The organism is Mesorhizobium sp. M1A.F.Ca.IN.022.07.1.1 (assembly GCF_003997575.1).
GTDB lineage: Bacteria > Pseudomonadota > Alphaproteobacteria > Rhizobiales > Rhizobiaceae > Mesorhizobium.
This window is the reverse complement of sequence record NZ_RZST01000145.1, coordinates 1-13525: the sequence shown is the minus strand read 5'-3', so window position 1 is coordinate 13525 and position 13525 is coordinate 1. Positions and strand designations below refer to the sequence as shown.

At 64.3% G+C, this 13525-nt stretch carries 14 protein-coding genes and 1 tRNA gene; 9 read left to right on the top strand and 6 right to left on the bottom strand.

From position 1 onward, the window contains the following. A partial coding sequence (locus tag EOA75_RS17420; protein ID WP_245466657.1) for a LysR substrate-binding domain-containing protein occupies nt 1-509 on the top strand: 509 nt, incomplete at its 5' end. A 122-nt stretch (nt 510-631) separates the two neighbouring features. On the opposite strand, the gene EOA75_RS34530 is transcribed toward EOA75_RS17420, so the two are convergent. Beyond that, complete coding sequence (locus EOA75_RS34530) at nt 632-1087, bottom strand: hypothetical protein (RefSeq protein ID WP_164750379.1); 456 nt, start codon at nt 1085-1087, stop codon at nt 632-634. 233 nt (nt 1088-1320) lie between these two features. On the opposite strand from EOA75_RS34530, the gene EOA75_RS17405 reads away from it, so the two are divergent. Further along, a complete protein-coding gene (locus EOA75_RS17405) occupies nt 1321-1794 on the top strand; it encodes a hypothetical protein (protein ID WP_082953804.1) in 474 nt (157 codons plus the stop codon). A gap of 87 nt (nt 1795-1881) precedes the next feature. Here the strand turns inward: EOA75_RS17405 and EOA75_RS17400 are convergent. Further along, a tRNA-Gly gene (locus tag EOA75_RS17400) sits at nt 1882-1955 on the bottom strand. Between the two features lie 393 nt (nt 1956-2348). On the opposite strand from EOA75_RS17400, the gene EOA75_RS17395 reads away from it, so the two are divergent. The 3 genes from EOA75_RS17395 (at nt 2349) to EOA75_RS17385 (ending at nt 4230) form a co-directional block, all read left to right on the top strand. Continuing rightward, entirely contained in the window at nt 2349-3083 is a 735-nt protein-coding gene (locus tag EOA75_RS17395) for a hypothetical protein (RefSeq protein WP_143749029.1), read from the top strand. After that, nucleotides 3062-3817: a glycosyltransferase gene (locus tag EOA75_RS17390; protein WP_127214398.1), complete on the top strand. Its 756-nt coding sequence runs from the start codon at nt 3062-3064 to the stop codon at nt 3815-3817. Before EOA75_RS17395 ends, EOA75_RS17390 begins: the two co-directional genes overlap by 22 nt. Nucleotides 3818-3966: 149 nt before the next feature. Further along, complete coding sequence (locus tag EOA75_RS17385) at nt 3967-4230, top strand: DUF6460 domain-containing protein (protein ID WP_127324734.1); 264 nt, start codon at nt 3967-3969, stop codon at nt 4228-4230. On the opposite strand, the gene EOA75_RS17380 is transcribed toward EOA75_RS17385, so the two are convergent. Then, nucleotides 4205-5143 carry a histone deacetylase gene (locus tag EOA75_RS17380; RefSeq protein WP_066996806.1) on the bottom strand — a complete coding sequence of 313 codons (939 nt, stop codon included), beginning with the start codon at nt 5141-5143 and terminating at the stop codon, nt 4205-4207. The genes EOA75_RS17385 and EOA75_RS17380 overlap by 26 nt on opposite strands. A 123-nt stretch (nt 5144-5266) precedes the next feature. Here EOA75_RS17380 and EOA75_RS17375 point away from each other — a divergent pair, with 123 nt between their 5' ends. Continuing rightward, complete coding sequence (locus tag EOA75_RS17375; RefSeq protein WP_164747422.1) at nt 5267-6607, top strand: MATE family efflux transporter; 1341 nt, start codon at nt 5267-5269, stop codon at nt 6605-6607. Here EOA75_RS17375 and EOA75_RS17370 read toward each other — a convergent pair. Together EOA75_RS17370 and EOA75_RS17365 are read right to left on the bottom strand one after the other, a co-directional pair. Then, complete coding sequence (locus tag EOA75_RS17370; RefSeq protein ID WP_127214402.1) at nt 6600-7679, bottom strand: quinone-dependent dihydroorotate dehydrogenase; 1080 nt, start codon at nt 7677-7679, stop codon at nt 6600-6602. The genes EOA75_RS17375 and EOA75_RS17370 overlap by 8 nt on opposite strands. Then, nucleotides 7676-8023: a DUF952 domain-containing protein gene (locus EOA75_RS17365; RefSeq protein ID WP_095799389.1), complete on the bottom strand. Its 348-nt coding sequence runs from the start codon at nt 8021-8023 to the stop codon at nt 7676-7678. Before EOA75_RS17365 ends, EOA75_RS17370 begins: the two co-directional genes overlap by 4 nt. Before the next feature lie 110 nt (nt 8024-8133). Here EOA75_RS17365 and EOA75_RS17360 point away from each other — a divergent pair, with 110 nt between their 5' ends. Then, nucleotides 8134-8571, top strand: coding sequence for a hypothetical protein (locus tag EOA75_RS17360; RefSeq protein WP_066996874.1), 438 nt, complete (start codon nt 8134-8136; stop codon nt 8569-8571). A gap of 121 nt (nt 8572-8692) precedes the next feature. Beyond that, nucleotides 8693-9352 carry a response regulator transcription factor gene (locus tag EOA75_RS17355; protein WP_066996819.1) on the top strand — a complete coding sequence of 220 codons (660 nt, stop codon included), beginning with the start codon at nt 8693-8695 and terminating at the stop codon, nt 9350-9352. Here EOA75_RS17355 and EOA75_RS17350 read toward each other — a convergent pair whose 3' ends face one another. Next, entirely contained in the window at nt 9353-12838 is a 3486-nt protein-coding gene (locus EOA75_RS17350) for a PAS domain-containing hybrid sensor histidine kinase/response regulator (protein ID WP_127324733.1), read from the bottom strand. 250 nt (nt 12839-13088) lie between these two features. Here EOA75_RS17350 and mscL point away from each other — a divergent pair, with 250 nt between their 5' ends. After that, nucleotides 13089-13511: a large conductance mechanosensitive channel protein MscL gene (mscL, locus tag EOA75_RS17345; RefSeq protein ID WP_095777596.1), complete on the top strand. Its 423-nt coding sequence runs from the start codon at nt 13089-13091 to the stop codon at nt 13509-13511. The last annotated feature ends 14 nt before the right edge of the window (nt 13512-13525 follow it).

Below are 13525 nucleotides of genomic sequence, written 5' to 3'. Positions count from 1 at the left end.
CTCGCGGGCTGATCGCCTCCCGCCACGACTTCATCATCGCCCGCATCCCCGATGACCTCAATCCGCGGCTGTTCGAATCGCGCGTCATCGGCATCGAGAAGGCCTGCCTGATCGTGCGCCGCGGCCATCCGCTTGCCGGCGGCGGGATGGTCGGCCTGGAGGAGACGGCTGCCTATGATTGGGTCTTCCAGTCCGGCGGCTCGCCCCTGCGCCAGGCGATGGAAAGCAATTTCTTGAACCGCAACATCCCGCTTCCCGACCGCATCCTCAACACCTCGTCGCTGCTCTTGACGCTGGTAATGGTGGCGCAATCTGACGCCATCGCCCCCGTTTCGGTGCAGGTGGCCAAGTTCATCCAGAGCGGCGACGGGCTGTCCGGAGCGATCGATGTCGTTCAGACCGAGTTCGACATCGAGGTCCGGCCCTACAGCCTGATCACGGTCAGGAACCGGGCGCTCTCGCCCGCCGCCAAGATGCTGCACGACTTCATCCTGCGCGAAGTGGGGTAATGGAACGAGAATGCTACCTGTGCGTTCAAACAGATCGGCAGTTCGCTGGAGCCCGTTTGGGTGAGGGAACCACCTGCCGATGCTGAACTATCGGGAGGTCTTTGATGGAACGTCGCTTGTTTCTAACTGGAATGCTTGGCGTTGCGGGGGCAGCGGCAATTGCAACCCTGGCTGGCCCCAGTAGGGCGGTTGCCGGAATTCCAAGCGGCAACGGAATTCTCGATGAACTCGATAAGCCCGATACCGCCGTCTTCGAGGATGGAGACGAACGTGCTGAAGTGGAGCAGGTTTACCATCGTCATTGGCATCACGGCCGTCGCCGCCGCAGACGGCGCCGCGTTTGGAGACGTGTTTGCCGCCGCTACTGGCGTCGTGGCCGCTGGCGTCGCCGCTGCTGGCGCGAACGTGTTTGGATTGGCTTTTGGCTTTAGGGGTCCATAGCGGTTCAGCTTTGGATAAGAGCCGCTCACCCGCAGTAAAGAACTGTTTTTACGGAATTCCGGACCGAGACGTGGTCCTGGATTGCTCAACCGGTCCAGAGCCGGCCGCCGCAAGGTGGCTGGCTTCTTTTTCGCCATAGATCGCGCGGCGATCCTCTTCTAGGGCCCAAGCCCCTCGCCTTTCGAGCGGCTCTTTCGTTTGCGCGCTTTCGCCGAACGAGGTGGCTCCCTTCGGAGTGCGGTCAAAAAGCACGTTGATTTTCCAGTCCCCCTGCTGTTGAGAGGATGCGGGCAGTTGGGCGATCTGGATGTTCGATGTTTTCAAAGCTGCCTGTTGTTAACCATCGCAATGTTAGCCTTGGTCTCGCCGGATGAGCGAGGTCACCAATATGCACGCCGATCTGCCGCGCGCGCGGGTTAAGCGGAGGCTGATAGCCAAGGCGCTAGCGTTCCTCGCCGCCGCCCTGACAACGCTGCCCGCAGATGCCGAAACGGTGCAGGAAAATCCCGGCGGTCAGATCGTGATCTTCGCTTTGCACGTCGCCGAGCTGCGCGCCGCGAACGAGCCTGTGGAATTTGACGGTGCCTGCGACAGCGCCTGCACGCTCTATCTGTCTTTGCCCGCCGAGCAGCTTTGCATCACGCCGCGTGCATCCTTCGGCTTCCATCTGCCTTACGGCGTCGGCGCCCATGAGAACGCAATCGCCGCGCAGTACCTGATCTCGCAATATCCCGACTGGGTTCGCCTGTGGATCGAGGAACACGGCGGCCTGTCGCACACCATCGTGCGGATGGAAGCCGCCGAGGCCGCAAAGCATCTTCCCCTCTGCGGCGTGCTGGCATGACCGCTAACGGCAACGATCGCATTCGCCATCGGCCGCCTGAGGACGCTCTGCCAGATCGCTGCGACCGCGCGGCACTGTAGCGAGGGATGGAGCGGGTAGCGGGAATCGAACCCGCGCGTTCAGCTTGGGAAGCTGACAGGCTACCATTACATCATACCCGCGCAACAGCCTCGTTACCATGATGGCCCCGCATCTAGCAATCGGCGATACATTGAAAAGCCGAGAGCCATCCACCGGCGCTTTGACGCCGCGCCACAACATGGTAATGGCTCAGGGGTTAAGGGTGGGGACCCAGCTTGGAAATCAATGTTCGGAAGAGGAAGCGAGCCTCTCGCTCCGGAAAAGCCTTTGCTGTGGAAGATCTCGGATTCCTGCTGAGGCTTCCTGTTTTTGTATTCGTCTCTCTTTTCGTGCCTGAGAAGAGATGGCGCAGTGTCTGCCTTTGGCTGGAGCGGCTGAAACGGGCGCCTGAGTCTCGGCGCGACGTTGGTGACCAACCGGATCTTGCCGCCTTTGGCATAGCCGGCCGCGAGGACCGGCTCCGGGTCGACGCGATGCGCAGCGAACACAACATCCAGATCGTCCGCGAGTGGCTCGTCGGCTGGCGACCCGAGATCGAACTCCTCGGCGCCGAGCATCTCGATGCGGCGCGCGAACAGGGCCGTGGCGCCGTCCTGTGGATTGCGCATTTCGCCTTCAATGCGCTTGCGGCGAAGATGGTTTTCGCCAAAGCCGGCTTCGATGTCTTCCATGTCAGCAGGCCCGAGCACGGTTTCTCGAAATCGCGCTTCGGCATCCGGTTCCTCAACCCGATCAGAACCGGCGTCGAGCTCAGACATGCCGCGGGCCGTATCGTGATCGACCGCGCCAATCCCGCCGCCAGCATGAACGAGGCGAGGCGGTTGCTTCGCCAGGGCAAGTTTGCGTCCATCACCGCTGGCGCCTGGGAGGGTGAGTTGCTCGTGCGTGCGCGAATCGGCCAGTCGGCCATTGAATTTGCGGGCGGCGCGCCCCGGTTGGCCAGGATCGCCGGCGCTCCCCTGCTGCCGGTCTTCGTCGTTCGTGACGACAGCACAGGCAAGATACGGGTGACTGTGGAAAATCCGATCGATCTTGATCGCAGCCAGGACAAGGCCGAACTGATCCAGAGCGCCGCGCAAGACTTCGCCGATCGGCACCTGGCCTATCTGAAGGCCAGTCCCCACCAGTGGCGCGACTGGGGCAAGTTGAAGGCTCACCAAGGCACGTTGATCGAGACGGAAGCCGGATGCCTCTCTTCAGCATTCTGATCACCGACGACGGCAGCGAGCACGTTTCCGGGCTCGTTGCCGAAAACATCCACTCGCTCACGGCTGCTCATCCGGGCGAAGAGCACCGCCTGTTCCGGGAAGCGGCGTTGGCGGAGTTCATTTCGACGCATTTCGGCGCAGAGGTGCTTTCGGCTTTCAGGACGCTGCGACCTTATTCCTACAAGGCGGACCTCGCCAAATATTGCCTGCTCCATGAGCAAGGCGGCCTTTATGCCGATCTCTCCTATTTCTTCCTGCGCGGAGTGCCGCGCGCCGATGGAAAATTGTCGATCTTTCGCGATTTCCTCAGCTCGACCCCTTGGGACACCAGCATCGGCGTTGTTGCCGCGCCGCCTCGCCACAAGGCGCTCGCCAAGGCGATCGAGCTTGTCTGCGCCAATGTGAAACGGGAATATTACGGGCCGACTGCGCTCTGCCCCACAGGCCCGACCTTGTTCGGCAAGGCCGTCGCGCTGACCTGCGAACCGGAAGACCTTATCGTCGGCGAAGCCCTCAGGTCGGTGCCGTCTGCCGCGCCTCTTCAGCCGTCCGCGGATTTCGGCCATTGCCTCAGCCATGATGGCGAGCCGGTCGCGATCAAGCGCAAGCGGGGCGGCAAGCCGATATCGCACCTCGGTATCGGCGGCGGCAACCGCTACAACAGGCTGTGGCGCTCCAGGGAAGTCTACCGCGACCGGCCGCTTTGGGCCCGCATCTTCCGATGGCGGATCTGACCGTGCGAGCCGCGTGTGCCGGCCGGATCGGGCTATCAGGGCTGCCAGCACGATGGCTTCGCGCGCGGCCTTCGGCTTGATGCCGGGTATCCGAGTGCGTATTTCTGAGGTCGCCCCCCGAATCGGGCAGCTCGAACCGGAGAACGGCCTTGTCCACACTGACACGCTTTCTCGGCGATACGCCGCTCAGGGTGCTTGTGAAGCTGCTGGTGGTTTCCTTTCTCGTCGGCCTCGTCATGCACGCTTTCGGCTGGTCGCCGATGGACGTGCTCTACGGCATCCGCCAGTTCTTCATCGACCTGTGGAACCTCGGCTTCCATACTCTCGACCGCTTCCTGGGCTATATCCTGCTCGGCGCCGCGATCGTCGTGCCCGCCTTTATCCTGCTCAGGATTGCGAGCTACAGGAAGTAGCCTGGCGAGCGTCAGCATACGCGGCCGCGACCTCGAACAGAATGGCGTGGCGCGCGGCAAGCGCCGGCACGTCGCTCGAATAGCCGCCGCCGATGACGCCGCATAGCGGGATGCCGGCCTTGCGGAAATAGCTGATGACCAGCTCCTCGCGGCTGCGCAGGCCGTTGTCGGTCAATGTCAGCCGGCCAAGCCGGTCCTCGGCATGGACATCCACGCCGGCATTGTAGAACACGATGTCCCAGCGCCGCCTTGCGCAAAGCTCTGGAAGAATGGCGCCGAGCCGGTCGAGATAGGCAGCGTCGCCGGTGCCGTCCGGCAGCGCGATATCGACATCGGAGGCGATCTTGCGCGCCGGATAATTGCGTTCGCCATGCATGGAAAAGGTGAAGGCGCGCGGCTCATCCTTCAAAATGTCCGCCGTGCCGTCGCCCTGATGCACGTCGAGATCGACGACCAGGATGTTTTCGACGGCGCCCTCCGCAAGCAGGACCAGGGAAGCCACGGCCACGTCGTTGAAGGTGCAGAAGCCCGCGCCTTGGGCACGCCTGGCATGGTGGCTACCGCCGGCGGCGTTGCAGGCTATGCCGTGTTTCAGCGCCAGCCGCGCCGCCAGCACCGTGCCTGCCGTTGCTAGCTGCGCTCTCAATGACACGCGCTGGCTGACCGGGAAGCCGATCTCGCGCTCGATCTTTTCAGGCACCTCGCAAGTGAGCACCTGGTCGACATAGCCGGCCTCGTGCGCGAGCTTGAGCCACGCCGCCGGCGCCCGTTCCGGCATCGAAAGCGCTCCCGCTGCTGCCAGCCCGCGGCTGTGCAAAGCCTCCATCAGCAACGGATATTTGCTCATCGGAAAGCGGTGATTGACGGCAAAGCCGGCGTCGTAGTCGGGATGGTGGACGATCTGCAAAGGCATGATGGGGCGGCCTGCGCCAGAGCTGGAATTCGGTTGGCCGTCACCCGATGGCGATTGCGCGGCAGCGGCAAACTGGGGCACATCGGCCGTTCTAGCAAGCCGCAATGAGCAAGGCAGCAATCCTTGGACAAGGGTGCGACCCACATCAACGCCGGGACCTTCATCGTCACCAACCGGTCGGTGCTGGCGATCGCGGTGCCGATGACGCTTGCCTATCTGACGACGCCGCTGCTCGGCATCGTCGACACCGCGGTGATCGGGCAGTTCGGCGATGCGGCTCTTCTCGGCGGACTGGCGGCAGGCGCGCTGGTCTTCGACGTCGTCTTCACCACGTTCAACTTCCTGCGCTCCGGCACCACCGGCCTCGTCGCTCAGGCTTTCGGACGCGGCGATCCGCTGGAGGAGCAGGCGGTGCTCTGGCGGGCCGTGCTGATCGCGGTCGTCGCCGGCGTGGTGCTTGCAGCACTTGCGCCGCTGTTTGCGGTAGGCGGCCAGTGGTTCATGGGCGCTGAGCCGCGTGTCAGCGCCGCGATGTCGGTCTATATCCGCATCAGGCTCATTGCCGCGCCCTTCTCGCTCATCAACTATGCCATCTTGGGCTACGTGCTGGGGCGTGGCGAGGGTGGGATAGGGCTGATGCTGCAGGCCGTGCTCAACGGCATCAACATCCTGCTCTGCTTCCTGCTCGGCCTCGAGCTCGGCTGGGGCGTGGCGGGCGTTGCCTGGGCGACCGTCACCGGCGAGTTCCTGGCCATGCTGCTCGGCCTTGCCATCGTGCTGAGGCGATTCCGCAAGCTGGAGCGGCCGTCGCGCCGGCGCATCCTCGACCTGCCGGCTTATCGGCGCATGCTGTCGCTCAACCGCGATATCATGATCCGTTCCTTCTCGCTGCTTGCCGCCTTCGCGCTGTTCACCAGGCAGGGCGCGCAGTTTGGCACGGTGACGCTCGCCGCCAATGCCGTGCTGATGAACTTCTTCCTCGTCGCCGGCTATTTCCTGGACGGCTTTGCCACCGCAGCCGAGCAATTGGCAGGCCGCGCCATCGGCGCGCATGCGGCCGCTCCTTTCCGGCAAGCCGTCCGGCTGACGCTGATCTGGGGCGTTGGCCTGGCGGCGGTCGCCAGTCTTATCCTGCTGACGGCCGGCGCACAGCTGGTGGCGATGGTGACAACCGCTCCGGAGGTCCGCGCGGTCGCCGACATTTATCTGCCCTGGGCCGCCTTCACCGCGCTGAGCGGCGTGCTCGCCTTCCAGATGGACGGCGTCTTCATCGGCGCCACCTGGTCGCGCGACATGCGCAACATGATGCTCCTGTCCTTCCTGGCCTTCGCCGCGGCGCTGATCACGCTGGCGCCCGCCTTCGGCAACAACGGCCTATGGGCCGCGCTGCACGTCTTTTTGCTGGTGCGGGGTTTCAGCCTGCTTGCGGTGCTGAGGCTCAGGATGCGCACGGCGTTCAGCTGATCGGCTTTGAAGCCCAGCGCTCGCAAGCCGAGTCGCGCAAATCCTGGATCGAGCCAAGCCGCTCGCGCTCCACAAACCGCGCCATGCCGGCAACGATGCGGCCGGGCAGCGCCGGGCCGGCATAGATCATGCCGGTATAGAGCTGGACGAGATCGGCGCCGGCGCGGATCTTCTCCAGCGCGGTTTCCGCCGAGTCGACGCCGCCGACCCCGACGATCGTCACTTGTGGGCCGAGCAGCTTGCGCATCCGGGCGAGTACCGCCGTCGAGCGCTCGAAAAGCGGCTTGCCTGACAGCCCGCCGACTTCGCCGGCCAGACTTGCGCTGCGCAACCCGACCCGGGCAAGCGTCGTGTTGGAGACGACAACCCCGTCGATCTTTTTCTCGATGACTTCGGCGGCGATGTCTTCCAGTTCCGCTTCAACGAGGTCCGGCGCGATCTTGAGGAAGATGGGCGGCTGAACCGACGCAGCCGCGCGCGCCGCCACCACGCGCGACAGGAGTTCGCCCAGTTGCTCGCGCGCCTGCATGTTGCGCAGGCCCGGCGTGTTGGGCGAGGAGATGTTGACCGTCAGATAACTGGCATGGGCCGCGAAGCGGGCGACGCCGCGCTCATAGTCGGCAATGCGGTCGGCGCTGTCCTTGTTGGCGCCGATGTTGACGCCGACAATACCCGGCCGCCCTTTGCGCGCGGCAAGCCGTCTTTCGGCGGCCGCATGCCCTTCATTGTTGAAGCCGAGCCGGTTAATCACCGCTTCGTCGGCGGTCAGCCGGAAGATGCGCGGCCTCGGATTGCCGGGTTGCGGCAGCGGCGTGATGGTGCCGACCTCGGCGAAGCCGAAGCCGAGTTTGAGCAGCGCGTCCGGCACTTCGGCGTTCTTGTCATAGCCGGCCGCCATGCCGAGCGGGTTCGGAAAATCGAGCCCGCAGACGCTGACCTCGAGCCGCGCGTCGCGCGGGGGAGGCGAGGCGGCCGGCAGGCCGCAGCGCAAAGCCGCGATCGACAGGCCATGCGCCGTTTCCGGGTCGAACGAGAAAAGCAGCTTTTGGCCGATCCGGTCGAGCACGCTCATTCGTCCTCCAGCGGCGGGAATTCGTGGCCGTCGGCGCCGAGCGGCAACGGCTTCACCCAGAGCACGGCGTCGAGGGCGAGCGCGGCGTAGAGATGCGGGAACAGGGCGCCGCCGCGCGACACCTCGTATTTCAGCGCGTCGCCCAGCTTTGCCGCGTCGACAGCGATGAGAAGCAGGTCCGCCTGGCCGGCGAAATGCTTGGCCGCCGTCTCGCGCACTTGAGTTGCGGTGGAAAAGTGGATGAAGCCGTCGGCGATGTCGATCGGCGCTCCGGTGAAGCGGCCGTTCCGTTCCGCTTCGCGCCACATGGCTTCAGGCGCGATCTTGTAGATAAACTGAGACATTGGCGCGCTATATTCCGAACGATCCATGGGGGAAAGGGTGCTTGCGAACTCTTCCCCATTTCAGGCGCAAACCTGTGATATTGTTCGCACAACGGCTCATGGAGGATAACATGCGTCTGCAGCACATTCTAATCCCGGCGGCGCTTTGCTCGCTGGTCGCCGCATCGGCCTATTCCGAGGAGACGGACCGCTATCGGCTCGAAAAGTCCGCCAACGGTTATGTCCGCATGGACACCCAGACCGGCGCCATGTCGATCTGCGAGGAGCGCTCCGGCCAGCTCGTCTGCAAGTTGGCCGCCGACGAGCGCTCCGCCTTCCAGGACGAGATCGACCGGCTGCAGAGCACGGTGAAGGCACTCGACGAGCGCGTCGCGAAGCTCGAGAACTCGCTCTCGGCCCGGCTGGAGTCCCAACTGCCGAGCGAGGAGGATTTCAACAAGACGATGAGCTACATGGAGCGCTTCTTCCGCAGCTTCATGGATATCGTCAAGGACATCGACAGGCAGGAAGGCGACGGTGGCACGAAGCCCAGCCCGCAAAAGACCTGAGCTCCCGGGAAAAAGCCTGCGCGCGCGGCCTTTGCTGCTTGAAAACGCGCCGCGCCGCCGCATAATCGTTCCGATCCCGTAAGAAAGCACACAATCGGCGATGGGATCCGGGGAGGAATATTTGCCGTCGGGCCACACTTTCGTCATTGCCGACGACCATCCGCTGTTTCGCGGCGCGCTAAAGGAAGCGCTGGCCGGCATAGGCGACGTTGCCGCCATCCATGAGGCCGGCGATTTCGAAAGCGCCAAGGCGCTGGTCGTCGCCAATGAAGACATCGACATGGTGCTGCTCGACCTGTCGATGCCGGGCGCCAGCGGCCTGTCCGGACTGATCTCGCTGCGCGGCATCCATGCCTCGGTGCCGCTGGTAGTGGTGTCGGCTCATGACGATCCAGCCACCATCCGCCGCGCGCTCGATCTCGGCGCGTCCGGCTTCATCTCCAAATCGGCAAGCATGGAGGAGATACGCAGCGCCGTCCTGACTGTGCTTGCCGGCGATATCGCAGCACCCGCCGGCATCGAGCTCGGCGTCGAGCGCGACCCGGAGATTTCCGATCTGATCAAGCGCCTGCAGGCGCTGACGCCGCAGCAGACGAGGGTGCTCGGCATGTTGGCCGAAGGCCTGCTCAACAAGCAGATCGCCTATGAGCTCGGCGTCTCCGAAGCCACCATCAAGGCGCATGTCTCGGCCATATTGCAGAAGCTCGGCGTCGACAGCCGCACCCAGGCGGTCATCCAGCTTTCCAAGATCGGCGGCGACCCGCTGCAGCCGGTGAGCTGATCATTCGGCCGCGGGCGCCAGCGCCCTGACGCGCGCCATCATCGAGCGCAGCACGGCAGGCTTCAGCGGCTTGTTGATCACAGGCACATCGAGCTGACCAGCAGCAGTGCGCACCGCGCTGGAGCGGTCTGCGGTGACCAGCACGCAGGGCAGGTCCTTGCCGTAGGCGGCGCGCAGCCTGGCGATGGCGTCGAGCCCGGTACCGCCGTCGAGATGATAGTCGGCGAGCACCACATCCGGCCTTGCCGCACCCGGGCGCATCAGGTCCTGCGATCCCGAAGCGGTCTCGACGCTGCAGCCCCAGCCTTCGAGCAGCAGTCGCATGCCGTCGAGGATTCGCGCGTCATTGTCGATGCACAGCACATTGAGTCCGGCAAGTGAGGATGGCGCGCGCGCGGGCGCCTTTCCCGTCTCGCGCGGCGGCGCCGCGATCTCGGCGACCGGCAGGATGACGGAAAAACGCGTGCCCTTGCCGGGGTTGGAGAAGATGCGGATTTCGAGCCTGAGAACCCTGGCGATGCGGTCGACGATGGAAAGGCCAAGGCCAAGGCCCTCGGCCTCGCGCGCGCCCTCGTCCAACCGGGTGAATTCGTGGAAGACGGTGTTCAGCTTGTCGGCGGCAATGCCGATGCCGGTGTCGATCACCTGGATCTCGGCCAGCTCGCCGCGCCTTCTCACGCCGACCAATATGCGGCCTTCGCGCGTGTATTTGATCGCATTGGAAACGAGGTTCTGGATCAGCCGGCGAAGCAAATTGCGGTCGGTCATCACGCCGAGCGACGACGGCATGATTTTCAGGCCGAGCTTCTTTTCGGCGGCGAGCGGGCGAAAATCGTTGCCGATCTGGCCAAGCAGCCCGCCGAGGCTGAAGGCGGTGTCCTCGGGCTTCAACGCGCCGGCGTCGAGCCGCGATATGTCGAGCACCGCGCCGAGGATGGTCTCGACCGATTCCAGTGAGGATTCAATGTTGGTCGCGGCCCTGCCGGCGGGCCCCTTGCCGGCCTTTTCGATCAGCGAGGAGCAATAGAGCCTGGCGGCGTTGAGCGGCTGCAGGATGTCGTGGCCCGCGGAGGCGAGGAAGCGCGTCTTGCTGAGATTGGCCTCCTCGGCAAGCATCTGCGCCTGCGCCAGCTCCTCGTTGACGCGGGTGAGCTCGGCGGTGCGGCTCCTGACCCGCTGCTCCAGCGATTCATTGGCCCGCTTCAGCGCCAGGTCCTGCTCGACGCGGCCGGAAATGTCGGCATAGGTGGCGACGATGCCGCCGTCGGGCATCGGGTTGGAACGCAGCTCCAGGATGCGGCCGCTGGTCCTGAGCTCCATCTGCCAAGGACCGACGAAGCTGGTCAGCCGGTTGAGCATCGTCACCCGCTGGTCGGCGGCGATATCGCCGCGCTCGGCCAGATGCCGCAGGATCTGGTCGAGCGACACGCCCACTTGGCCCATCTCGTCAGGCAGATCGAACAGCGCCCGGTATTGCCGGTTCCAGCAGATCAGCCGCAAATCCCGGTCGAAGACGGTGATGCCCTGCTCCATCTGGTCGAGCGCGATCTGCAGCAGGTCGCGGTTGTGCTGCAGCGCCTCGGTGGCGTCGTCGAGCAGCCGGAAGGCATCCTTGGAGTCGCGGTCGTTGCGGCGGAACAGCAGCGACAGGATCAGCCGCGCCGACGACGACCCGACGGCGCTCGCCAGCAACTGCTCCGAGAAACGGATGACGTCCATGCTGGCCTGTTCCTTGCCGTGCAGGGAGACGTTCGCGTTCTTCTCGAAGGACTGGAAGGAGCGCTCGGTGCGCTCGACGCCGAGATAGCGGGAAATCGTATCCTTGAGGTCATTGACCGTGACCGCGGTGCGGAAGCGGCGCAGGCTTGGCATCGGCCCCGCCTCGCGCGGCACGAAGATCGCCGCCTGGATGCGCTCCAGCGGCACCGATGCGCGGGACAGCGAACCCATCACGAAGAACAGCGTGTTGACTGACAGGCTCCACAGCACGCCGTGGTTCAGCGGCTCGCCGAGGGTGCCGAACAGCGCCTGGGGTCTCAGCGCCTCGAAGCCGAACAGTCCATGGACGACAAAGTCGGAGCCGGGACCGACGAGCGAAGGGAGTAGCAGCGTGTAACCCCAGACCGCGATGCCGGCGACCATGCCGAGCGCGGCGCCCCGGCCATTGGCGCGGCGCCAGATCAGCCCGCCGATCAGGGCGGGCGCGAATTGCGCGATCGCTGCGAAGGACATCAGCCCGATCGAGGACAGCCGCGCGCTGTTGGTGCTCTCGCGGTAATAGAGGAAGGCGATGAACAGCATGATGAAAATCGACGCTCGCCGAACGTTCAGGATCAGCGTCGACCAGTCTTCGTTCTCCGAAGAAGTGGTCTTGAGCAATCGACGCACGAACAGCGGGATGACGAGGTCGTTGGAAATCATGATCGACAGCGCCACGCTCTCGACGATGACCATGGCGGTGGCCGCCGACAGGCCGCCGATGAAGGCGATCATCGCCAGCACGTCGTGGCCGCTGAATAGCGGCAGCGACAGGACGTAGAGGTCGCTGCTGGTCCTTGCGCCGACCAGCGACAGCCCGGCAAAGGCGATCGGCAGGACGAAGAGGTTGATCGCCACGAGATAGAGCGGAAACACCCAGGTCGCGGTGCGCAGCTCGGCCTCGCTGCGATTCTCGACGATGGTGACGTAGAACTGGCGCGGCAGCATCAGGATGGCGAAGCCGCTCAAGGTCGTCAGCACCAGCCAGGTGACCAAGGACGTGTTGTAGCCCATCGCCTGGCGCACCTCGGCATTCGCCCCGAGCGTCGCCAGCATGTCGCCGGGGCCGCCGAAGATGAGAAACGTGACCATAAGGCCTATGGCGAGGAAGGCGGCGAGCTTGACCACCGTCTCGACCGCGACCGCCAGCACCAGCCCGTCCTGGTGCTCGGTGGCGTCGGCGTGGCGGGTGCCGAACAGGACCGCAAACAGCGCCAGCAGCATCGCCACCACCAGCGAGATGTCGCTTACAAAAGGATCAAAGGAAGGCGGCGATCCCGTATAGTGCTCGATCATCAGGCTGACCGAGCCGGAGATCGCCTTGAGCTGCAGCGCGATATAGGGCACGGCGCCGACCGTGGCGATCAGGGTCGCGATCGCCGCGACGGCAAAACTCTTGCCGTAGCGGGCGCCGAGAAAGTCCGCAATCGAGGTGATCTTTTCGCTCTTTGCCAGCCGGACGATGCGGTTGAGCAGCGGGAAGCCGAACACGAAGACCAGCACCGGGCCGGTGTAGATGCCGAGGAATTCGAGACCCCGCTCGGAGGAGAGCCCGACCGAGCCGAAGAAGGTCCAGGAGGTGCAGTAGATGGCGAGGCTGAGCGCATAAATGGAGGGCCGTGCGCGGCCGAGTCCGGCTGCCACGGAGCGCCGGTCGCCGACGCTGGCGATGGCAAAAAGCAGCGTCACATAGGCGATCGCGATGATGACGACGAACCAGCCTTGCACGGTTCGAACTTCCTTCCTGACCGGCTGCTCGTCCGGTTATCAAACGCAACCACAGCTTTGACGCCAAGTCCACCGCGGCTTTCGGCGCATAGGTGCTTGGTGACGCCCAGAAGCGCGAACCGGTTAGGCACAAACCGGCGGCTCCGACCTTTTTCCGGTTTTGCAACTGGGGGTTTTTGTTATTGTGGCTTCGGGGCCGGCGCCGGAGAGCCGGGGCGGCAGCGCGGCCCGTTATGGCAAGGAGGGCCGGATGCTGAAAGAATTCCAGGAATTCATCTCCAAGGGCAATGTGATGGACTTGGCCGTCGCCGTCATCATCGGCGCCGCCTTCGGCAAGATCGTCGATTCGCTGGTCAATGACATCATCATGCCGATCATCGGCGCGATTTTCGGCGGGCTTGACTTCAACAATTACTTCTTTGGGCTGTCCTCCAATGTGCACTCGGCCACGCTGGCCGAAGCCAAGAAAGAGGGAGCCGTTTTCGCCTATGGCAGCTTCATCACCGTCGTGCTGAATTTTCTGATCCTCGCCTTCATCATTTTCCTGATGGTCAAGGCGGTGAACAATCTGCGCAGGCGGCTGGAGCGAGAGAAGCCCGCGCCTGCCGCGGCGCCGCCGCCGGCGGATGTCCAGCTTCTGACCGAAATCCGCGACCTGCTCGCCAGGAAATAACGCATCCAACGTTC